The following is a 21,090-nucleotide window of genomic DNA, read 5'->3' as shown; positions in this document are numbered from 1 at the left end:
ATGCGGCGCTGGTCGATTCCATGTGCCAGAATTTTTGGCCAATGCTGACCGGAGCGATCTGCGCGGCGATCGCGGCGCTGATGACCGCGATCAAGACCGGTGACGTCTGGATCTGGCCTTGCGCGCTGCTGATCATCGCGGTCGGCACCGCGCGTGCGTTCCAGATGCGCAAATTCGAAAAACGCACCGAGACGATATCCAGCGGACAGGCCGAGGAATTCGAGCCGCGCTACAAGCTCGGCGCCGTGCTCTATGCATGCGCGCTCGGCGTCTGGTGCGTCGTCGTGCTGCTCGGCACCGACGATCCGGTGGCGCACATGCTTTGCACCACGGTGACGGTCGGCTACGCGGCGGGCGGCGCGGCGCGCAATTATGGGAGGCCGCAGATCGTCCGGCTGCATCTGATCTGCTCCTGCGGACCGATGTCGGTTGCGTTGCTGATTCACGGCAATGTCTACTACATTGGCCTTGCCGGACTGCTGGTGCTGTTCTTTCAGAGCCTCAGGGCGATCAACCTCAGCCTGCACTCGCTGTTCGTGCGGGCGCTGCTGACCGGCGAGCGCGAATCGGCGCTGGCCAGCCAGTTCGATACCGCGCTGAACAACATGCCGCACGGGTTGTGCATGTTCGGCGGCGACGGCCGCCTCGCGGTGATGAACCATCGCTTCGCCGAAATGATGGAGCTGCGGGACGAACTCGAACAGAGCGGCGCCGGCGCCGCCGAGATCCTGTCGGCCTGCGTCACGGTCGGGGCGGTGTCGGCGGCCAGCGGCCGGCTGATCCTGTCCGAGATCGAGAATTCGCTGGCGGGGGAGATCGTCACGGTCGGCGTCGAACCGGTCGCGCCGCGCTCGCTGTCCTGGACGTTCCAGCCGATGGTCGGTGGCGGAACGGTGGTGCTGGTCGAGGACATCACCGAACGGCGCAACGCCGAAGCCCGGATCATCCACCTCGCGCGCTACGACGAATTGACCGCGCTACCCAACCGCGTCAGCTTCCGCGACGAAATTGAGCGGCTGCTGGTCGCCTCGCATGGTCGTGACAATGTCCGGCTGTCGGCCCTGCTATTCATCGATCTCGACCAGTTCAAACAGGTCAACGACACCCTCGGCCATCCCTGCGGCGATCGGCTGCTGTGCGCGGTGGCGGACCGGCTGCGCCACATGCTACGCCCGGAGGACTTCGTCGCCCGGTTCGGCGGCGACGAATTCGTGGTGTTTCAGCAAAACATCCAGTCGAACGACGACTCCGCCGTGCTGGCGCGCCGGATCGTCGAGCGGCTCAGCGAACGCTATGTGATCGATCATCATGTGGTCGAAATCGGCGCCAGCATCGGCATCGCGATGACCTCCCACGGCATCAAGGCCGACGTCCTGATGAAGAACGCCGACATGGCGCTGTACCGCGCCAAGGCTGACGGCCGCGGCACCTTCTGCTTCTTCCGCGAGGAGATGGCGCAGACCGTCGAATCGCGTCGAATCCTCGAACTCGACCTGCGCAAGGCGCTGGCCAACGAGGAGTTCGAACTATTCTACCAGCCGCTGGTCAATCTCAAGACCGGCCGGATATCGACCTGCGAGGCGCTGCTGCGCTGGAATCATCCGGTGCGCGGCACCGTATCCCCGATCGACATCATTCCGGTCGCCGAGGAGATGGGGTTGATCGTCGATCTCGGCCGCTGGATTCTGCGCAAGGCCTGCATGGAATGCATGATGTGGCCGGAGGCGGTGAGCGTCGCGGTCAATTTCTCGTCGCAGCAGTTCCATCAGCGCGACGTGCTCAACGAAGTCCGCTATGCGCTCGAAGTGTCCGGCCTGCCGGCGAACCGGCTCGAGATCGAGATCACCGAATCTTCGCTGCTGCGCAACACCCAGTGGACCCACGATGCGCTCGCGCAGCTGCACGCGGAAGGCGTGCGGATCGCGCTCGACGATTTCGGCACCGGCTATTCGAGCCTGAGCTATTTGCACAATTTCCCGATGCAGAAGGTGAAGATCGACCGGTCGTTCCTAGAGGGCATCGATACCGACCGCCCGCTGACGCTGCTGCGCGGTGTCGCGCGGCTCAGCGCCGATCTCGGGATGTCGGTGGTGGTCGAGGGCATCGAGACCAACGAACAACTCGAACTGATCAGCGCCGACGGCACGGTGACCGAGGCGCAGGGCTACCTGTTCAGCCGGCCGGTGCCCGCCGCGCGGGTACGTGAGTTGCTGGTCGCGTCGCATGGGCGTCGTCAAGATCAAGGCAAGCCCTTGCTGCGGGTTGCGCGCTCGACCGCCTGAGGACGAAATTCAATATCGAGGTCCAATGGCGGCGGCGCCTTTGATCGCATTGTCGCAAATGTGCGATATTGGATCGAGTCGACTGATTAACCCTAATAGCTCAAGGTCTTTGCACGGACGTTAAGAAGGCCTTAACGTTTCGCTATCGAGTTTGTGTCGGCGTCGGAGTACACGAATGAGTTCCGCCCAGCGAATCGCAACAACAAGCGCCCCCTCATCGCGCGGGCTGGAATTGTTCGACCAGGTCGATTATCGGCTGGCCGAAACCGAAGCCGAAAAAGATGCGATCTATCGTCTGCGCTATCGCGCCTATCTCAAGGAAGGCACGATCGAGCCGAATTGCAGACAGACGATCACCGACCGTTTTGACGATCTCGACAATTCCTGGATCTTCGGGGTTTACCTCAAGGGTGCTCTGGCGAGTTCCCTGCGCATCACAGTGGCGTCGCCTGAAAATCCGGTCTGTCCGTCGATGGATGTGTTTTCGGATCTGCTGGAACCCGAACTGGCGAAGGGAAAGATCATCGTCGATCCGACCCGCTTCGTGGCCGACCCGCTGCGCGCTGATCGTTTCCCCGAGCTGCCCTATATCACGCTGCGGCTCGCCTTCGTCGCCTGCGCCTATTTCAACGCCGACATCGGACTGGCGACGGTGCGCGCCGAACATCAGGCATTCTATCGCAGGATGTTCATGCACGAGGCGATGTGCCCGCCGCGCCGCTATCCCGGTTTGACCAAATCGATCGCGATGATGGCGGTGAACTATCCGGCGATGCGCGACAAGGTGTTCGCCCGCTACCCGTTTCTGCGCTCGACGCTGTTCGAACGCCGGATGTTGTTCGAACGCGCCAGCGAGCGGTCGTCGCCGTCGCTGCATTTGACCGAGTTTCCGGCCGACAGCGCCGCGATGGTTGCCCTGGCAACCTGATCGGCGCCCGCTGAACCGAGAGCCGGCATCGCCCGGCCGGACCGGAGCGGGGCGTGCAGTGGCGGGCGCAGCCCCCACCGGGCGGCAGCCGGATTCATCGGGACGTCATCTTCACGGCAGCGGGGCCTTCCTGGCCCGATTCTTCGCCGCCCGCGACCAGCCTTCACCGTCGCGCCACATTTGCATTTCATTAACCATTACGGTTGCTTTTCACCGACTGTGGGCATTTGATCGGGTCTGGCAACACCTCATCAAGGTTGACGGAACGTTCGCTTAACCAACGACCTGTAAACCCAAAGTCAGTCGGACAAACGCGAGCGTGGAGGCTCCGGAATGAACCAGCAAATGCGAATCCTCCAGGGATTGAAACTGGCCGCGGTGCTCGCGGTGGCGCTGTCGATGGGGGCTTGCGCCAACAAGAACCCGCTCGGCGCCGACGGCGCCATGGCCAGCGCGGCGACCCCGGGCAGCCAGCAGGATTTCGTGGTCAATGTCGGCGACCGCGTGTTCTTCGAGAGCGACCAGACCGAATTGTCGCCGCAGGCGATCGCGACCCTGGAGAAGCAGGCGCAGTGGCTGCAGAGCTACAATCGCTATTCCTTCACCATCGAAGGTCATGCCGACGAGCGCGGCACCCGCGAATACAATATAGCGCTCGGGGCGCGGCGGGCCCAGTCGGTCCGCACCTACCTCGCCTCGCGCGGGATCGATCCGTCGCGGATGCGGACGATTTCCTACGGCAAGGAACGCCCGGTGGCGGTGTGCAACGACATCTCCTGCTGGTCGCAGAATCGCCGTGCCGTCACGGTGCTGAACGCCGGCGCTTGAGCTGACACCACCGATTGAAATTTACCGGCGCCTTCGGGCGCCGGTTTTGTTTTGTGCTTTGCTCCAGTCACATTTTTGGCGTAGTCCAGCGATCAATCATTTGCGGTGACGCGTATCCTCGATCGTCGGGCAACACCTCGCAATCGTCGGGCCACCCTCAACCGTCGGGCAACAATGTCTCCCAGGTTTCCAATCTTTGCGCGTGAAATTGCGCTCCTTGCGATGCTCGTGTTCGCGGCGCCGGCGCTTGCGCAGTCCGACGGCGAGGTCGATCCGGAATTGCGGGTGCAGCAGCTTGAAAATCAGTTGCGCGAACTCACCGGCCAGAACGAAGAACTGCAATATCGCAACCGTCGGCTCGAGGAGCAGCTGAAGCTGCTGCAGGGCAATGCCGCCGCGCCGGGCAGCCCGCCGCCGGCAGGCGCGCCGCCGAGCGTTGCCGTCGTGCCGTCGCCGGCGGTCCGGCAGCCGCAGGTGCTGCCGCCAGTCTACGACCAGCAGCCGGCGCAGGCGCCGATCGTCCAGCAGCAGGCCGCGCCGACACCGACCGGCCGCCGCGGCGACGCGTTCGATCCCAATCAAAATCCGGCTGCGCCCGGGGCGCCGCGCGCGCTTGGCGGCGGTCAGCTTCCGATTCCGGCCGAATCCGGCGCCGCGGGCGGCCGCGGCCCGGGCGAGCCGCTCGACCTTGGCAACACCGGCGCGCCGCGCAACGCCGCGTCGCCTCCACAGCCGCCGCGCAACCCGAACGGCGCCGGCGCGCTCACCACGGCGCCGCCGACGCAGAGTCCGCGCGACGAATTCGACCTCGGCATCGGCTATATGCAGCGCAAGGATTATGCGCTGGCGGAAGAGACCATGCGCAATTTCGCGCAGAAATATCCCAGCGATCCGCTGACCGCCGATTCGCAGTACTGGCTCGGCGAAAGTTTTTTCCAGCGCCAGCTGTATCGTGACGCCGCGGAAGCCTTTCTCGGCGTGACGACCAAATTCGACAAATCGGCGAAGGCCCCGGACGCGCTGCTGCGGCTTGGTCAGTCGTTGGCGGCGTTGAAGGAAAAGGAAGCCGCCTGCGCCGCGTTCGGCGAGGTGGCGCGCAAATATCCCCGCGCCTCCACCGGCGTGAAACAGGCCGTCGACCGCGAGCAAAAACGCGTAAAGTGCTAATTTGCGGAACCGAACCCCGGAGTTGATCCGGGTTCGAACCTGGCGCTCGACATCATGCCCGACGACGACAACTCGCCGATCTCGGCGCGCGAAGCCAACCGGCTATTCGCGGACTGGAGGGCCGCGCCGGCGATCGTTCTCGCGGTCTCGGGCGGTCCCGATTCGCTGGCGCTGATGTGGCTCGCGGCGCGCTGGCGCAAGGCGTTGAAGCGCGGGCCTGCGCTCTATGCCATCACCATCGATCATGGCTTGCGGCCGGAATCCGCTCGCGAGGCGCGCGAGGTCAAGCGGCTGGCGCACGCGCTCGACCTGCCGCACCGGACGCTGCGCTGGCGCGGCGACAAGCCGACAACCGGGGTGCCGGCGGCGGCGCGCGCGGCGCGCTATCGGCTGCTGGCGAAGTCGGCGCAAGCCTATGGCGCGAGCCACGTGATGACGGCGCATACCAGGGACGATCAGGCAGAGACCGTGCTGATGCGATTGTCGCGGGGCAGCGGTATCGCCGGCTTGGCAGCGATGGCGCGGCAGTCGGAGCGCGACGGCGTGATTCTGGCGCGCCCATTACTCGATGTCACCAAGGCGCAACTGGTCGCCACGCTGGACAAGGCGAAGATCGCCTACGCAACCGATCCCAGCAATGCCGACCCGCGGTTCACCAGGCCGCGGCTACGCGGCCTGATGCCCTTGCTCGCGGCCGAGGGCTGCGATTCGCGCAATCTGGCGCGGCTGGCCGCGCGATTCGCCCGCGCCAACGCCGCGCTGGAGCTTCTGACCGACGGCGCCGAGCAATTTCTCGCATTGCAGCGGTGTGGCGATTCGCCGCCGGGGTTTGACGCCAATGCTTTTGCTGCGCTTTCTGCGGAAATCCGGATTCGATTGCTGCACCGCGCACTGAACAAAATTGGCCATGAAGGACAAGCGGAATTGGGTAAGGTCGAAACGTTGGCTGCGGCGCTGGATCGGGCTCACGTCGAATCGGGGCCAGGAAAGGGCCGAATCAGGTTGAAGCAGACCCTCGCCGGTGCGCTGGTGACGCTGAACGCCGAACGTATCTGCATCGAACCAGCGCCGCCACGGCGGCGCCGGACGGATTGAGGGCGGTCCGGACTTTAACCACCATGGGAGAACTCCCCGCGCCGGTCGCCATTATTTGAGCGGGAAGAGCAATATAGTACGCTAAATAGTCCTCCAAGGTTCCCTTGGCAGCGGCCCTGGGCGCACCTAGATTGGAATCAAGCCGGCCCAAGGTCATTCCCTTGCGGCAACCCAAGGGCACAAGGCCGCGATCCGCGCGACCAAGAAGGAAGACCGATGAACGCCAATCTGCGCAATTTCGCCTTGTGGGTTATTATTGTCTTGCTGCTGTTGGCGTTGTTCACGTTGTTCCAGAATCCAGGGCAGCGCACCGCTTCGCAGGATATTTCGTTCTCGCAGCTTCTGACCGAAGTCGATCAGAACCATGTGCGCGACGTCGTGATCCAGGGCCCGGAAATCCGCGGTACCTTCACCAACGGCTCCAGCTTCCAGACCTACGCGCCGAACGATCCGACGCTGGTCTCGCGCCTCTACAACGGCAAGGTCTCGATCACCGCGAAGCCGCAGGGCGACAACGTGCCGTGGTTCGTGTCGCTGCTGGTCTCCTGGCTGCCATTCATCGCGCTGATCGGCGTCTGGATCTTCCTGTCGCGACAGATGCAGGGCGGCGCCGGCAAGGCGATGGGCTTCGGCAAGTCGCGCGCCAAGATGCTCACTGAAGCGCACGGCCGCGTCACCTTCGAGGACGTCGCCGGCGTCGACGAGGCCAAGCAGGATCTGCAGGAGATCGTCGAATTCCTCCGCGACCCCGGCAAGTATCAGCGGCTCGGCGGACGGATCCCGCGCGGCGTGCTGCTGGTCGGCCCTCCCGGCACCGGCAAGACGCTGATCGCGCGTGCGGTCGCCGGCGAAGCCAATGTGCCGTTCTTCACCATCTCTGGTTCCGACTTCGTCGAAATGTTCGTCGGTGTCGGCGCCTCCCGCGTCCGTGACATGTTCGAGCAGGCCAAGAAGAACGCGCCCTGCATCATCTTCATCGACGAAATCGACGCGGTCGGTCGCCATCGTGGCGCCGGTCTCGGCGGCGGCAACGATGAGCGTGAGCAGACGCTGAACCAGTTGCTGGTCGAGATGGACGGCTTCGAAGCCAATGAAGGCGTGATCCTGATCGCCGCCACCAACCGTCCGGACGTGCTGGATCCCGCGCTGCTGCGCCCGGGCCGGTTCGACCGCCAGGTGGTGGTACCGAATCCGGACGTCGTCGGCCGCGAGCAGATCCTCAAGGTTCACGTCCGCAAGGTGCCGCTGGCGCCGGATATCAACCTCAAGACCATCGCGCGCGGCACCCCGGGCTTCTCCGGCGCCGACCTGATGAACCTGGTCAACGAAGCCGCCCTGACCGCCGCCCGCCGCAACAAGCGGATGGTGACGCAGGCCGAGTTCGAAGAGGCCAAGGACAAGGTGATGATGGGCGCCGAGCGCAAGTCGCTGGTGATGACCGAGGAAGAGAAGATGCTGACGGCCTATCACGAGGGCGGTCACGCCATCGTCGGCCTTAACGTCATCGCCACCGACCCGATCCACAAGGCCACCATCATTCCGCGCGGCCGTGCCCTAGGCATGGTGATGCAGCTGCCGGAACGCGACAAGCTGTCGATGTCGCTGGAGCAGATGACCTCGCGCCTCGCCATCATGATGGGCGGCCGGGTCGCTGAAGAACTGGTGTTCGGTCGCAACAAGGTCACCTCCGGCGCGTCGTCGGACATCGAGCAGGCCACGCGCCTGGCCCGGATGATGGTCACCCGCTGGGGCCTGTCGGAAGAGCTCGGCACCGTGTCCTATGGCGAGAACCAGGACGAAGTCTTCTTGGGAATGTCGGTTTCGCGGACCCAGAACGCGTCGGAAGCGACGGTTCAGAAGATCGACGCCGAGATCAAGCGGCTGGTCGAGGAGGGCTACAATGAGGCCACCAAGATCTTGACCGAGAAGCGCGCCGACCTCGAGGCGCTGGCCAAGGGTCTGCTGGAGTTCGAGACGCTGTCCGGCGACGAGATCACCGACCTCTTGAACGGCAAGAAGCCGAACCGCGAATCGGTGCTGGAGCCGACCGGCCCGCGCACCTCCGCGGTGCCGCCCGCCGGCAAGCCCCGCCCGCGTCCCGACGCCGGGCTGGAGCCGCAGCCGCAGGCGTAAACGACAAATCTGCTGAGATTGAAAACCGCCTCGGGACCGGTCCCGAGGCGGTTTTTATTTGCGACGTCTCAACTGTGTCCTCAGTCGTTTGCCGGATGTTTGCGAAATGCCGCTTCAATGCTCTCCGTCGTCAGCGTGAGATGAGCGGTCATACGCGCGATCGCGCTATCGGCGTCGCGAGCCAACACCGCCTCCATGAGCTCGCGGTGCTCCCGCCGCACGTCGCGTTCGCCCTCGTCGGCGCTCAGTGCCATATCGCGGTAGCGCTCGCTTTGCGTAAACAGCATCTCGCGCAGCTTGAGTGACCAAGGACTGTCACAGGCGTCGGTCAGCTTCCTGTGAAAATCCGCATGGGCCGCGAGCCAAGCGTCGCTGAAACCGGGTTGTCCATCCGACGGACGCAGTTCGGTTCGTGCAAGGCAATGATGGCTTGCGACGATGGCCGACTCCCAGGCCACGTCGCCGCATGCGATGGCGCGCCGCAGGCATATTCCTTCAATCTGCGAGCGCACCATTGTCAGATCGCGAATGTCAGCCAACGAAACCGGAGCCACCCGAAAGCCGCGCTGCGGCTCGGCGGTGACGAGGCCTTCCGACGTCAGGCGGGACAAGGCCTCGCGGACTGCGCCACTGCTGATCTGAAATGCCAGACCCAGTTCGTTTATTTTGAGGCGTTCGTCCGGCCGCCGTCGTCCCGCCAGCAGGTCGGCTCGCAATCGCTCGTAGATCGTTTGGGTGGCGCTGGTGGACATCAAGACTCCCAAATCAATGGAACCATAACCGGCAATCTCCAAAAAATCTACTTTTACAACAAAATAGATTTTCTGTTGTCAACCTGGCGGACTGCCGTAAGATTGACGCTGGATCGGCGATCCATGACTTCCAAAGAGAAAGCTCTGCCGGTCCGGACCGTTCAACGCGGCAACATCAAAAGAACCGGAGGGGACATCCCATGCGACTGGAGCTCGGCTTCAAAGTCATCGCACTCGCAGGCCTGATCGCGGCTGCCACGCCCTGCCTTGCGCAGAATTATCCCGGCGTCACCGCCACCGAAATCAGGATCGGCCAGACCATGCCCTATAGCGGGCCGGTGTCGGCGTTCGGGGTTCTGGGCAAGGGCGAGGTCGCCTATTTCAAGATGGTCAACGACCGCGGCGGCATCAACGGCCGCAAGATCAATCTAATCTCGCTCGATGACGGCTACGTGCCGCCGAAGACGGTGGAACAGACCCGCCGGCTGGTGGAAAGCGACGAAGTCGCGCTGATCTTCTCGACCATGGGCACCGCGCACAACACCGCCATCGCCAAATATCTGCAGACCAAGAAAGTCCCGCAGCTGTTCCTCGCCTCCGGCGCGTCCAAGTTCGGCGACATGGCGCAGTATCCGATGTCGACCATGGGGGTGATGGCGCCGTTCCGCTACGAGGCGCGACTCTACGCGCGCTACGCGTTGCAAAAGAACCCGGCTGCGAAATTCGCCATCCTGTCGCAGAACGACGATTTCGGCCGCGACTATCTCGCCGGCGTCAGGGACGTGCTCGGCGAGAAGTACGATTCGCTGGTCACCGCCGCGACTTATGAGGTGGTCGACCCGACCATCGATTCCCAGATCGTGAAGCTGAAATCCTCCGGCGCCGACGTGCTGATCATCGCGGCGACGCCGAAATTCGCCGCGCAGTCGATCCGCAAGGCCTACGAGATCGGCTGGCGGCCGATGACCTTCCTCACCAACGTCTCGGTGTGGCTCTCGACGGTGATCGAGCCGGCCGGGCTCGAGGCCAGCACCGGAATTATCTCCTCGGCCTATGTCAAGGATCCGATGGACCCGGCCTGGAAGAACGATCCCGGCGTCGCCCAGTGGCGTGCGTTCATGGCCAAATACATGCCGGACGGCGACGTCCGGGACCAGAACTATGTCAACGGCTTCAACAACGGCATGGTGCTGGAGCACGTGCTGAAAGCCTGCGGCGACGATCTCAGCACCGCGAACATCATGCATCAGGCGCTGGCGATCAAGGATCTGGAATTGCCGATGCTGCTGCCGGGCATCAAGGTCAACACCGGCCCGAACGACAATCTGCCGGTCGAGCAGATGCAGTTCATGCGCTTCACCGGCAAGCAGTGGGAGCGGTTCGGCGACCTGTTATCCGGCAACTGACAGCAGAGGCGAAAAGGCGGGCGATCACCCGCCGCGGCTCGCTCGAGTCTGTCTGCAAAATGGGTACGAACAATCGGGTGCTTTGGAATAAGCCGAAAATTCGCACCCGCGCATCCGAATTTGCCACGCTGTTTGACAATCGAATCGATCCGCAGCGCCGCAACGCAGCGCTCTCGTCACCCTCCCCCTCCAGGGGAGGGTAGGACTCGCGGCGACCGCATACTCAAATTTGCGAGCCCTGCGGCTGAGGAAGCGTCGTGATGCCCGCGCATGGCCGCATGCCGCGACATCGGCTTGACGCCGGCGCGCGCAGCCCGCAGGCAATGCACGCCATGTGGACAGCGCCATGACCACTCACATCCCCAAAGCCCCGGCCTATTGGTCGCGCGAAGCGATCATGCCCGGGATCGTCGCGATCGGCCCGATGCTGCCGGGGACGCTGGCCTTCGCGATGGCGTTCGGGGCGCAGTGCGCGCAGAAGAATTTCTCGCTGGTCGAGGTCGAAGTGATGATGGCCACGGTCTATGGCGGGCTGTCGCAATTCGTCGCGGTACAGTCCTGGCCGGATCGGCTGACACCATCGTCGATCGCGACGCTGGCGCTGCTGACGCTGACCGTGAACATCCGCTTCTTCCTGATGAGCGCGACGCTGCGGCCGTGGTTCGGCACCTTGCCGGCCTGGCAGGCCTATCCGGCGATGCTGCTGGTCACCGACGGCGGCTGGCTCGCGGCGATGCGCTACCGCGAGCACGGCGGCGCCAATGCCTGGTACTATCTCGGTGGAGCGCTGCTGCTCTATGTGGTCTGGCTGTTCGCCGCGATCCCCGGCTTTCTGCTGGCCGAGCAGCTCACCGATCCGAAGAAATACGGCGTCGACCTGGTGATGCCGGCGTTCTACGCCGCGATGCTGGTGCCGGCCTGGAAAGGCCCGCGCCGCGCCATCCCCTGGGTCGTCTCCGGCGCGGTGGCGCTACTGGTGCACTGGCTGGTCCCGGGCTGGTGGTTCATCATCGCCGGCGCCCTGTCCGGCGCAATCACCGCGGGTCTGCTCGACGAACCGGAGCCGCATCATGGGCGCGCCGCATGAGCGAATTTCTGCGCAGCGACGTGATGATCGCGTTCGCGGTGATGACCGCCGTCACCGTCGCCTCGCGGCTCGGGGGTTACTGGCTGATGGGCTACGTCACCGTGACGCCGCGGGTGCGCCGCATGCTGGATGCGCTGCCGGGATCGATCATCGTCGCCGCCGCACTTCCGGTCGCAGTCAATGGCGGGCCGGTCGTGATGTTCGCGATCGCCGCGGCAATGGCGGTGACGATCATCCGCCGCAACGATTTCATCGCGGTGATCACCGGGATGGCGGTCGCGGCTATTGCCAGGGCGCTGGGACTGGCAGGATAGCAGCTGTTCATTTCATGCTTGTAACTCGTCATGAACTAGTGTTCACTTCTTTCGTTGGTTAGGGCCTAGTCCGGGGCGCTTCTTGGCCGGTCCCAAGACACTGAAAAAATGACAGATTTCTCGATAGCCGCGGGCTGGGGGAACTGCATCCGGGAGTGAAGCACGCCATGGTTTACCGGCGGACTCAGCAAGTAGTGAAGCGGCTTGCCGCGCGACGCAGCGCGATTCTGGCAGCGGCGCGAGAAGCCGCGGCTGATGGCGGCATGGCTGCGGTACAGATCGCGCCGGTGGCAACCCGCGCCAATGTCGCCGCTGGCACAGTGTATCGCTATTTCCCGTCCAAGGCCGATCTGATCTCCGAATTGATCGCCGACGTGTCGCGCGACGAACTGGCCGCGATCCGCCGTGCCGCGGATGCCGCGCCCGGTCCGTCGTCGGCGCTTGCGGCCGCAGTCACCACCGTCGCGGTGCACGTGCTGTCGCATCGCAAGCTGGCCTGGGCGATTCTCGCCGAGCCTGTCGACGTCGATGTCACCGCCTCGCGGCTGGCCAGCCGCCGTGAGATTGCCGGCGAGATCGAGCTGCGGATCGGCGTCGCGGTGCGCGCCGGCCATCTGCCGGCACAAGACACCGCATTGGCGGCGACCGCGCTGCTTGGCGCTGTGCATGAATCGCTGGTCGGGCCATTGGCGCCGGACAATCTCGACGATCCGGGGCGGCTGCGCGACGCGGTGCAGACCGTCACGCTGCTGGCGCTGCGCGCGGTCGGCGTGATGGATGCGCGCGCACGCGGCCTCGTGGTACAGGCGGTGATGCCGGCGCGGATATTGGTCGGGGCCTGAGCTTCACCACCACACGCCCGGCGTCGGCGCAGGAGATTCTTGCATGACCATCTTGATGCCCGAACCGGACCAGGCCGTGCTGGCGCGCCGTGGCGAGATCGTCGCCGCCTTGCGCAAGATCGTGCCGGGCGAGGGCGTGATCGACTCAGCCGCCGAGATGGTGCCGTACGAGTCCGACGGACTGATGGCCTATCGGCAGCCGCCGATGGTGGTGGTGCTGCCGGACACCACAGCGCAGGTCGCCAAGGTGCTTCGCTATTGCCACGACAACGGCATCAAGGTGGTGCCGCGCGGCTCCGGCACCTCGCTGTCCGGCGGCGCGCTGCCGCTGGCCGACGGCGTGTTGCTGGGCCTCGGCAAGTTCAAGCGGATTCGCGAGATCGATTTCGACAACCGCGCCGTCGTGGTCGAGCCCGGCGTCACCAATCTGGCGATCAGCCAGGCGGTCGACCACGCCGGGTTCTACTACGCGCCGGACCCGTCGTCGCAGATCGCCTGCTCGATCGGCGGCAACATCGCTGAAAACTCCGGCGGCGTGCATTGCCTGAAATACGGCATGACCACCAACAACGTGCTCGGCTGTGAGATCGTGCTGATCACCGGCGAGATCATTCGGGTTGGAGGCAAGTCGGCGGAGACCTCGGGCTACGACCTGATGGGGATCATCACCGGCTCCGAGGGACTGCTCGGCGTCATCACCGAAGTGACGGTGCGGATCCTGCAAAAGCCGGAAACCGCGCGGGCGCTAATGGTCGGTTTCGCCGACGTCGAGGCCGCCGGCAAATGCGTGGCCGATGTTATCAGCGCCGGGATCATTCCCGGCGGCATGGAGATGATGGACAAGCCGGCGATTCACGCCGCCGAGGCGTTCGTCCATGCTAACTATCCGCTCGACGTCGAGGCGCTGCTGATCATCGAGCTCGATGGACCCTCGGTCGAGGTCGACGAATTGATCCAGCGGGTCGAGGCGATCGCGCGTGGCTGCGGCTCGACCACCTGCCAGATCTCGACGTCGGAGAAGGAACGGCTGCTGTTCTGGTCCGGCCGCAAGGCGGCGTTCCCGGCGGTGGGGCGGATCTCGCCGGACTATCTGTGCATGGACGGCACCATCCCGCGCGCGCAATTGCCGCTGGTGCTGCGGCGGATGAAGGAGATGTCGGCGAAATACGGCCTCGGCGTCGCCAATGTGTTCCATGCCGGCGACGGCAATCTGCATCCGCTGATCCTGTACGACGCCAACAAGCCCGGCGAGATGGACGCCGCCGAAGCCTTCGGCGCCGACATCCTGCGGCTCTGCGTCGAGGTCGGCGGCGTGCTCACAGGCGAGCATGGCGTCGGGATCGAGAAGCGCGACCTGATGCCGGAGATGTTTTCGGACATCGACCTCAACCAGCAGCAGCGGCTGAAATGCGCGTTCGACGCCAACGGTCTGCTCAATCCGGGCAAGGTGTTTCCGACGCTGCATAATTGCGCTGAACTCGGCCGCATGCATGTCCATGGCGGCAAGCTGGCGTTCCCAGATATTCCGAGGTTTTGATTGTGGAAACGCTGAAAGTCCGCGACGCCAAAGACGTCGAAGACGCGGTGCGCGCGGCGATTGCTGGCGAACAGCCGCTGGAGATCGTCGGCCATGGCTCCAAGCGGCTGATCGGTCAGCCGATGGCGACCAATGCGCTGCTCGACCTTTCGGCGCTCAACGCGGTGACGGCGTATGAGCCGAACGAGCTGATCATCACCGTGCAGGCCGGGGCACCCTTGGCCGACGTGCTGTCGCTGATCGATTCGAAGAATCAGCAATTCGCGTTCGAGCCGATCGACACCTCGCTGCTGCTGGGGACGCCGGCCGGGCGCGGCAGCATCGGAGGCATGATCGGCGCAGGCTTCGCCGGCCCGCGGCGGATCAAGGCCGGTGGCGCGCGGGACCATCTGCTCGGCGCGCATGCGGTGTCCGGCTTCGGCGAGAGCTTCAAGGCCGGCGGCCGGGTGGTGAAGAACGTCACCGGCTACGACGTTTGCAAACTGCTGGCGGGCTCCTGGGGCACGCTTGCGGTGATGACCGAGGTGACGCTGAAGGTAATGCCGCGACCTGAGAGCGAACGCACGCTGGTGCTGCGCGGGCTCGACGATGTGGCTGCGAACAGGGCGATGACCGCTGCGCTGGGCTCGCCGTTCGATGTCTCCGGCGCCGCGCATCTGCCGGGTTCGGCGCTGCGGACGACGCAAGCCCCGCTCGGCGAGTTGGGCGCGCCGGATCAATCGCTGACGCTGCTGCGGCTGGAGGGAATCACCGCGTCGGCGGCCCATCGCGCCGGCTCGCTGCGCGCGGCGCTTTCGTCCTATGGGCCCGCCGACGTGATCGAGGACGCGGAATCCGCCGCGGCCTGGGCGGCGATCCGCGACGTCGCGCCCTATGCGGCCAGCGGCCCGCGCGCCTTGTGGCCGGTGTGGCGGATCGTCTGTCCGCCGGCCTCCGGCGGCGCATTCGGCCAGGCGCTGGCGCGGGAGAGTCAGGGCGAGGTGTTTTACGATTGGGCCGGCGGCCTGATCTGGGCGGCGCTGCCGCCGTCCAAAGACGCCAACGCCAGGGCGTTGCGCCAGCGCGTCGACGCCATCGGCGGCCACGCCGCGCTGATCCGGGCGTCCGAGGAACTCCGGCGCGCCGTCGACGTCTTCCACCCGCAGGAGCGCGGTCTGGCCGCGCTCGGACAACGGGTCAAGCACAGCTTCGATCCCCGGGACATTCTCAATCGCGGCCGGATGGCGCGAGGACCCGCGTCATGAAAACCGAATTCAGCCTCGCCCAGCTCGCCGATCCCGACATCGCCGTGGCCGACAAGATCCTGCGCGCCTGCGTGCATTGCGGGTTCTGCACCGCGACCTGCCCGACCTATGTGCTGCTCGGCGACGAACTCGACAGCCCGCGCGGCCGGATCTACCTGATCAAGGAGATGCTCGAGAAGAACGCACCGCCGACCGCCGAGGTGGTGAAACACATCGACCGCTGCCTGTCCTGCCTCGCCTGCATGACCACCTGTCCGTCCGGCGTGAACTACATGCATCTGGTCGATCAGGCGCGCGCCAGGATCGAGAAGGACTACACGAGGCCGCTCGCCGATCGCGGTATTCGTGCGCTGCTGGCGTGGCTGATGCCGCATCCGGGGCTGTTTCGCTTCGGCATGGTAATGGCGCGGTTCGTTCGCCCGGTGATGAATCTGTTGCCCTCCGCCCACAGCCTGGCCGCTCCGACATTGCTCAACCGAATCAAGGCGATGCTGGCGCTGGCGCCGCGCCATTTGCCGCCCGAAGGGCCGTCCTCCGGAACCGTGTTTCCCGCGCTCGGGGTGCGCCGCGGGCGGGTCGCGCTGCTGCATGGCTGCGCCCAGCAGGTGCTGGCGCCGCGGATCAATCGCGCCGCCGTCAACCTGCTGACGCGGCACGGTATCGAAGTCGTGCTGGTGCCGGACGAACAATGCTGCGGCGCGTTGATCCACCATCTCGGCCGCGACGAGAGGACACTGGAATTCGCGCGCGCCAACATCACCGCGTGGCTGAAGGAAGCCGAGCGCGGCGGGCTCGATGCCATCCTGGTGACGACGTCGGGCTGCGGTACGGTGATCAAGGACTACGGCTTTATGCTGCGCGAGGACGAGCAATTTGCAGCGCCCGCGGCGAAAGTGTCAGCGCTCGCCAAGGACATCAGCGAATATGTGGGTGGGCTGGAAATGGCTGTGCCGCAGCCACGAAACGATATCGTCGTCGCCTATCACTCCGCCTGCTCGCTGCAGCATGGACAGAAAATCGCGCAGCTTCCCAAAGAATTGCTTTCCAACTGCGGATTCGTGGTGAAAGATGTACCAGAGAGTCATTTGTGTTGTGGTTCGGCGGGCACGTACAATATTCTCCAGCCTGACATTGCGGGCAGATTGCGCGATCGCAAGGTCGCCAACATCGCGACGCTCAAGCCGGACATGATCGCCGCGGGCAATATCGGCTGCATGGTGCAGATTGCCAGCGGAACGTCGGTCCCTGTGGTGCACACGATTGAACTTCTCGATTGGGCGACGGGCGGTCCCCGGCCGGGGTTGAACTGATCGATCGGGGCCCGTGCTGACGCGGAACGCTTGATGAAAGCGATCAATGCAACAGGAGGACCACGATGGCTAAAGGCAAGAAGGACAAGAAGGATAAGAAATCCAAGAAGTCCAAGAAGCTGCTGTTAGCGAACAAGGCCGCCAAGACGACAGCGAAGAAATCCGGTAAGAAGGCCACGAAGAAATCCGTCAAGGCATCGGCCAAGAAGTCGGCTAAGAAAGCTGTCAAGAACACTGCCAAGAAAGCCGCCAAAAAGCTGGCGCCAAAGGCTGCGAAGAAGGCGACGAAGAAGACCGCCAAAAAGACAGTGAAGGCATCGGCGAAAAAGTCCGCGCCGAAGAAGGCAGCGCCTAAGAAATCCGCCAAGACCGCGATCGCCGCGAGTCCCGCCACCAAGATAGCAGCTGCGCCGCCGGCTCCCGCTCCGGCTCCGGTCGCGGCAAAGCCTGCCGCGCCGAGGAAGCCGAGGCCGAAGAAGCCAGCGCCTGCGCCCGTGGAACCGGAAGCGAGCTGGGAATCGCCTGAGCCCACAGTGGCTCCGTCCGCGGCCGATCCATTTCCGGCCGATCCATCTCCGGCGGAGTCGGTCCCCGTCGAGTCGTCTCCAGCTGACCCGGCTCCGGCCGATTCCTATCCGGCCAGTTCAGATGACAAGGATACGGCGATTGAATCGCCGGGTCGGCCTCACGACACGATCTGAAACTGATCGCGCTGCCGGAGCGGCAATATCCATCCTTGCTTGTCGAAGGCCGCGGCGGCGCCGCGGCCTTTGGTCTGGCCAAGGCGGCGGTCTCGCCCAGGCATTGTGATCCTGCCGCAACAGGCGGTCGCGCTCCTGTCCGGATCTGGAGGCTCGATGCCCACACGAGCGATCCGCCCACTCTGATTCGGCTTGCAGAAGTGACGGAAAATCCATCCGCCGACAGTTCAAAATTCCTCGCAAAAGGCCCAGATCTACGGTCAAAATCGGACGTAGGTGCTGGGAATTGGTTGCAAAATTGTGGTTTAAATACAACACCGATAAACAACCAACCGCGATCTGAGCAAATTGCCCAAAAAGTCGGCACTTGCTCGTGTTTTTTGCTTCCCGGCTTGGCCACTTCGCCGCAGATTGGGAACAAGTTACGGAATGTCGCGGCAGTCGATATCGTTTTGTCCTTGGACGCTCGGATCGGACTGGCTTTCAATCGATGGGGATCGTCATGAATAAAACTATGTTGTCAGTCGCAGCGGTGCTCGCGATCGGGGTCGGTTCGGCTCAGGCGGCTGATTTGCCCGCGAAGGTCTACACCAAGGCTCCTCCGGTGGTCGCGTTCGACCCCTGGGATATCGCCTTCGGCAGCGCGATCATGAGCGATTACGTGTTCCGCGGCGTCACCCAGTCGAACCACAAGCCCTCGGTCACCGCCTATTTCGAGCCGCGCTACAACGTCACCAAGGACCTGCAGCTCTACGTCGGCACCTCGTTCGAGAGCATCTCCTTCCCGAACCGCGCAGCTGCTGAAGTCGATATTTACGGCGGTATCCGCCCGACCTTCGGCGCCTTCGCGTTCGACTTCGGCGTCTGGGGCTATCTGTATCCGGGCGGAACTTGCTACTACGGAGCCGCTGCCGACACTGCCGGCAGGCCGCTCAGTGCTGAATGCGCCGCCAATTTCCTGATCAACGGCAACGTGATGAAGAAGGACGTCAGCTTCTACGAAGGCTACGCCAAGGTCATGTACACCGTGAACGACATGTTCGCGATTGGCGCCAATGAATTCTACTCCCCGAGCTTCCTGAACACCGGCGCCTGGGGCAACTACGCGTCGATCACCGGCAAGTTCACCGCCCCGAGCACCACCTTCGGCAGCAGCGGCGTCGGCATGTACATCTCCGGCGAGTACGGCCGCCAGTGGTTCGGAACCTCGGATTCGTTCTATGGCACCTTGGCCTTCCCGCGCGGCATCAAGTATGCCGACTACAACACCTGGAACATCGGCGTCGGCTTCACCTACAAGGTGTTCACGCTGGATCTGCGCTACTCGGACACCGACCTGTCGAAGGCCAATTGCAACGCCTTCACCAGCGACAACACCGCAACCTTCAGCAACAGCTTCTCGGCGATCAACCCGACTGGCGTTGGTTCGAAGTGGTGCGGCGCGACCGGCATCGTCAAGCTTTCGGCTGACCTGACCGCGATGACCAATCTGAAGTAAGACCTTCTCCTCCACGCAAAGGGTGGCAGAGCAATCTGCCGCCCTTTTTGTTTGTCGCGTGCCAGGCTGCGGCCCAGCCTGGGCTCATCGGCCCGCCGCCGTCACCCGCCCGACGGATCGCGGCGGACTCATGCCGTCGTTGCGGCGATCAAGACGAGGTTCGACGGCCTGATAGGTTCGGCAGCATTTCCGGCCGCGCACTCAGAGCAGGCTGGCTTCCTTGACGCGGTCCTGCAAGGTGAACCGGTCGCCCAAGCGGGCGAGCAGCACGTCGCGCTGGTGGAACGCTTCCAGCGTCGAGCGGTGGCCAATCGAGACGATGGTCGTTGCCGGCAGTTCTTGCTCCAGCAGCCGATAGAGCGCCGCTTCCGACGGCTCATCGAGCGATGCGGTGGCCTCGTCCAGAAACAGGTATTGCGGGGCATGCAGAAGCGCGCGCGCCAGACCGAGACGCTGCTGCTCGCCAAGCGACAGCATCCGGTTCCAATGGGCATGTTCCTCAAGCCGCGGCGCCAGTGCCGGCAGCCCAACTTCGGTGAGGACCTCGGCGAGCCGCTGCGCGCTGAAGGCCCCGGCTTCCGCCGGATATGCGATCGCGGCGTGCAGGGCGCCGACCGGAAAATACGGCCGCTGCGGCAGCATCATCAGCGTGGCGTCGGCAGGGATTGCGATCGAACCCGATCCGAATGGCCAGATCCCGGCAATCGCGCGGAAGAGGGTCGATTTTCCGGAACCTGAGGGGCCGGTGATCAGGGTGCGCTCGTTGTCGCGGAATTGAAACTTCTCGGCGCTGACCAACGGGATCCCGCCCGGCAAGTTGACCAGCAGGCCGGTGAGATCGATCGCGCCGTTGTCGGCCGGGGCGACCTGGATGATGTCGGCGTGGGATTTGAGTGCGGTGGCACTCGCGATCGCGTTCTCGAAACCGTCGAGCCGTGTCACCACGGCCTGCCATTCCGCCAGCGTCCGGTAGGCGGTGATGAAGAACGACAGCGAGTCCTGCACGCTGTTGAACGCGGACGCGGTTTGCATCATGCCGCCGAGCTGAACCTTCTGGGCGAAATAGGCCGGCGCCACCAGGATGTAGGGGAAGATGATCGACGCCTGCGAATAGCTGGCTGTGAAAGCCGTAATCCGCTTGGTCCGCTGCATGATGCCGAGCCAGTTGTCGAACACGCGCCCGAAACGCAGCGACAGCCGGCCGCGTTCGGCTTCCTCGCCGCGCAGCAGCGCGATCTGTTCGGAATTTTCCCGCGCCCGCACCAGGTTGAAGCGAAAATCGGCCTCCAGCCGCTGTTGTTGGAAATTCAGCCCGACCAGCGGCCAGCCGATCCAATGTGTCAGCGCCGTGCCGAACGCGGCGTAGATCAGCGCGCCCCATACCAGATAGCCAGGGATCGGGATGTCGTTGCCGAACAGATGCAGCGGCGCCTCGTTGGAAAGACCCCACAGGATGAAGACGAACGAGGCCAGGGTGACGATGGCGCTCAATAGCCCGACGCCGAGCGCCAGCGTGCGGTCGGCGAACAGCTGAGTGTCCTCCGCGATCCGCTGGTCCGGATTGTCGGCGGCGTCGCCAAGCAGCTGCATCTGGTAGTGGTTGGCGTCGTGCAGCCAGCCGCCCAGATAGCGCTCGGTCATGAATCGGCGCCAGCGGATCTGAAGCCACTGGTTGAGATAGAGCTGGTACACCTTCAGCGCGATGTTGATCGCCGCCAGCACGCAGAAATAGCCGAGCTGGTAGGTGAAGACGTCGAGGTTGCGCTCCTGCAGCGCATTGTAGAACACGTTGTTCCAGCGGTTGAACAACACCGTCAGTCCGACCACGGCGAGTTCGATGATGATCACCGCTGAAAGCAGCCCCCAGGCCATCCAGCGGTCGTCGGAACGAAAATAGGGCGCGGCGATCCGCCATACGGTCGCCAGCGTAGATCGGATATTGGTCACAGATTGTCGTCTCCGGGAG

General features: G+C 64.2%; 17 protein-coding genes. 15 read left to right on the top strand and 2 right to left on the bottom strand.

Features of this window, described 5'->3' with window-relative positions; genetic code table 11:
• Positions 1-20 precede the first annotated feature (20 nt).
• The 6 genes from HXX15_RS03780 to ftsH all read left to right on the top strand — a co-directional run bounded on the left by HXX15_RS03780 (position 21) and on the right by ftsH (position 8,433).
• A complete protein-coding gene (locus tag HXX15_RS03780; RefSeq protein WP_296514805.1) occupies positions 21-2,282 on the top strand; it encodes an EAL domain-containing protein in 2,262 nt (753 codons plus the stop codon).
• A 175-nt stretch (positions 2,283-2,457) separates the two neighbouring features.
• Positions 2,458-3,210, top strand: coding sequence for an acyl-homoserine-lactone synthase (locus HXX15_RS03775; RefSeq protein ID WP_296512813.1), 753 nt, complete (start codon positions 2,458-2,460; stop codon positions 3,208-3,210).
• Positions 3,211-3,543: 333 nt separating this feature from the next.
• Positions 3,544-4,038, top strand: a complete 495-nt coding sequence (pal, locus tag HXX15_RS03770; protein WP_296512812.1) for a peptidoglycan-associated lipoprotein Pal — start codon at positions 3,544-3,546, stop codon at positions 4,036-4,038.
• Positions 4,039-4,212: 174 nt separating this feature from the next.
• Positions 4,213-5,205, top strand: a complete 993-nt coding sequence (gene ybgF, locus HXX15_RS03765) for a tol-pal system protein YbgF (protein WP_296512810.1) — start codon at positions 4,213-4,215, stop codon at positions 5,203-5,205.
• A 54-nt stretch (positions 5,206-5,259) separates the two neighbouring features.
• Entirely contained in the window at positions 5,260-6,300 is a 1,041-nt protein-coding gene (gene tilS / locus HXX15_RS03760) for a tRNA lysidine(34) synthetase TilS (protein WP_296512807.1), read from the top strand.
• Between the two features lie 216 nt (positions 6,301-6,516).
• Positions 6,517-8,433 (top strand): ATP-dependent zinc metalloprotease FtsH, encoded by a 1,917-nt coding sequence (ftsH, locus tag HXX15_RS03755; protein WP_296512805.1) that lies wholly within the window; start codon positions 6,517-6,519, stop codon positions 8,431-8,433.
• An 80-nt stretch (positions 8,434-8,513) separates the two neighbouring features.
• On the opposite strand, the gene HXX15_RS03750 is transcribed toward ftsH, so the two are convergent.
• A complete protein-coding gene (locus HXX15_RS03750) occupies positions 8,514-9,185 on the bottom strand; it encodes an FCD domain-containing protein (protein ID WP_296512802.1) in 672 nt (223 codons plus the stop codon).
• Between the two features lie 200 nt (positions 9,186-9,385).
• Between HXX15_RS03750 and HXX15_RS03745 the strand changes: the two genes are divergently transcribed.
• The 9 genes from HXX15_RS03745 (at position 9,386) to HXX15_RS03705 (ending at position 19,124) form a co-directional block, all read left to right on the top strand.
• Entirely contained in the window at positions 9,386-10,591 is a 1,206-nt protein-coding gene (locus tag HXX15_RS03745) for an ABC transporter substrate-binding protein (RefSeq protein ID WP_296512799.1), read from the top strand.
• A gap of 346 nt (positions 10,592-10,937) precedes the next feature.
• Positions 10,938-11,678, top strand: a complete 741-nt coding sequence (locus tag HXX15_RS03740) for an AzlC family ABC transporter permease (RefSeq protein ID WP_296512796.1) — start codon at positions 10,938-10,940, stop codon at positions 11,676-11,678.
• Positions 11,675-11,992: an AzlD domain-containing protein gene (locus HXX15_RS03735; protein WP_296512794.1), complete on the top strand. Its 318-nt coding sequence runs from the start codon at positions 11,675-11,677 to the stop codon at positions 11,990-11,992. The genes HXX15_RS03740 and HXX15_RS03735 overlap by 4 nt, the downstream gene beginning before the upstream one ends.
• A gap of 167 nt (positions 11,993-12,159) precedes the next feature.
• The gene (locus HXX15_RS03730; protein ID WP_296512792.1) at positions 12,160-12,834 is read left to right on the top strand and encodes a TetR/AcrR family transcriptional regulator; all 675 of its coding nucleotides are present in this window, start codon (positions 12,160-12,162) and stop codon (positions 12,832-12,834) included.
• Positions 12,835-12,877: 43 nt separating this feature from the next.
• Positions 12,878-14,371 carry an FAD-linked oxidase C-terminal domain-containing protein gene (locus HXX15_RS03725; protein WP_296512790.1) on the top strand — a complete coding sequence of 498 codons (1,494 nt, stop codon included), beginning with the start codon at positions 12,878-12,880 and terminating at the stop codon, positions 14,369-14,371.
• A 2-nt stretch (positions 14,372-14,373) separates the two neighbouring features.
• On the top strand, positions 14,374-15,615 hold the full coding sequence (locus HXX15_RS03720) for an FAD-binding protein (protein ID WP_296512788.1): 1,242 nt from the start codon (positions 14,374-14,376) through the stop codon (positions 15,613-15,615).
• The gene (glcF, locus tag HXX15_RS03715) at positions 15,612-16,925 is read left to right on the top strand and encodes a glycolate oxidase subunit GlcF (protein ID WP_296512786.1); all 1,314 of its coding nucleotides are present in this window, start codon (positions 15,612-15,614) and stop codon (positions 16,923-16,925) included. The genes HXX15_RS03720 and glcF overlap by 4 nt, the downstream gene beginning before the upstream one ends.
• A gap of 65 nt (positions 16,926-16,990) precedes the next feature.
• The gene (locus HXX15_RS03710; RefSeq protein WP_296512784.1) at positions 16,991-17,626 is read left to right on the top strand and encodes a hypothetical protein; all 636 of its coding nucleotides are present in this window, start codon (positions 16,991-16,993) and stop codon (positions 17,624-17,626) included.
• A 502-nt stretch (positions 17,627-18,128) separates the two neighbouring features.
• Positions 18,129-19,124: a TorF family putative porin gene (locus HXX15_RS03705; protein ID WP_296512782.1), complete on the top strand. Its 996-nt coding sequence runs from the start codon at positions 18,129-18,131 to the stop codon at positions 19,122-19,124.
• A 201-nt stretch (positions 19,125-19,325) separates the two neighbouring features.
• Here the strand turns inward: HXX15_RS03705 and HXX15_RS03700 are convergent, their stop codons facing one another.
• Positions 19,326-21,071 carry an ABC transporter ATP-binding protein/permease gene (locus HXX15_RS03700; protein WP_296512780.1) on the bottom strand — a complete coding sequence of 582 codons (1,746 nt, stop codon included), beginning with the start codon at positions 21,069-21,071 and terminating at the stop codon, positions 19,326-19,328.
• Between the last annotated feature and the right edge of the window lie 19 nt (positions 21,072-21,090).

The organism is Rhodopseudomonas sp. (assembly GCF_013377015.1).
Lineage (GTDB): Bacteria > Pseudomonadota > Alphaproteobacteria > Rhizobiales > Xanthobacteraceae > JARJEH01.
Note: the sequence above shows the minus strand (reverse complement) of the source record. Positions and strands in the feature narration are given on the sequence as shown.

Excerpts from the sequence above, each read along its gene's own strand:
- HXX15_RS03725 (WP_296512790.1), top strand. The coding sequence starts at position 12,878 with ATGACCATCTTGATGCCCGAACCGGACCAGGCCGTGCTGGCGCGCCGT.
- HXX15_RS03745 (WP_296512799.1), top strand. The coding sequence starts at position 9,386 with ATGCGACTGGAGCTCGGCTTCAAAGTCATCGCACTCGCAGGCCTGATC.
- HXX15_RS03730 (WP_296512792.1), top strand. The coding sequence starts at position 12,160 with ATGGTTTACCGGCGGACTCAGCAAGTAGTGAAGCGGCTTGCCGCGCGA.
- HXX15_RS03705 (WP_296512782.1), top strand. The coding sequence starts at position 18,129 with ATGAATAAAACTATGTTGTCAGTCGCAGCGGTGCTCGCGATCGGGGTC.
- pal (WP_296512812.1), top strand. The coding sequence starts at position 3,544 with ATGAACCAGCAAATGCGAATCCTCCAGGGATTGAAACTGGCCGCGGTG.
- HXX15_RS03750 (WP_296512802.1), bottom strand. The coding sequence starts at position 9,185 with ATGTCCACCAGCGCCACCCAAACGATCTACGAGCGATTGCGAGCCGAC.
- glcF (WP_296512786.1), top strand. The coding sequence starts at position 15,612 with ATGAAAACCGAATTCAGCCTCGCCCAGCTCGCCGATCCCGACATCGCC.
- HXX15_RS03775 (WP_296512813.1), top strand. The coding sequence starts at position 2,458 with ATGAGTTCCGCCCAGCGAATCGCAACAACAAGCGCCCCCTCATCGCGC.
- HXX15_RS03780 (WP_296514805.1), top strand. The coding sequence starts at position 21 with ATGTGCCAGAATTTTTGGCCAATGCTGACCGGAGCGATCTGCGCGGCG.
- tilS (WP_296512807.1), top strand. The coding sequence starts at position 5,260 with ATGCCCGACGACGACAACTCGCCGATCTCGGCGCGCGAAGCCAACCGG.
- ftsH (WP_296512805.1), top strand. The coding sequence starts at position 6,517 with ATGAACGCCAATCTGCGCAATTTCGCCTTGTGGGTTATTATTGTCTTG.
- ybgF (WP_296512810.1), top strand. The coding sequence starts at position 4,213 with ATGTCTCCCAGGTTTCCAATCTTTGCGCGTGAAATTGCGCTCCTTGCG.
- HXX15_RS03735 (WP_296512794.1), top strand. The coding sequence starts at position 11,675 with ATGAGCGAATTTCTGCGCAGCGACGTGATGATCGCGTTCGCGGTGATG.
- HXX15_RS03740 (WP_296512796.1), top strand. The coding sequence starts at position 10,938 with ATGACCACTCACATCCCCAAAGCCCCGGCCTATTGGTCGCGCGAAGCG.
- HXX15_RS03710 (WP_296512784.1), top strand. The coding sequence starts at position 16,991 with ATGGCTAAAGGCAAGAAGGACAAGAAGGATAAGAAATCCAAGAAGTCC.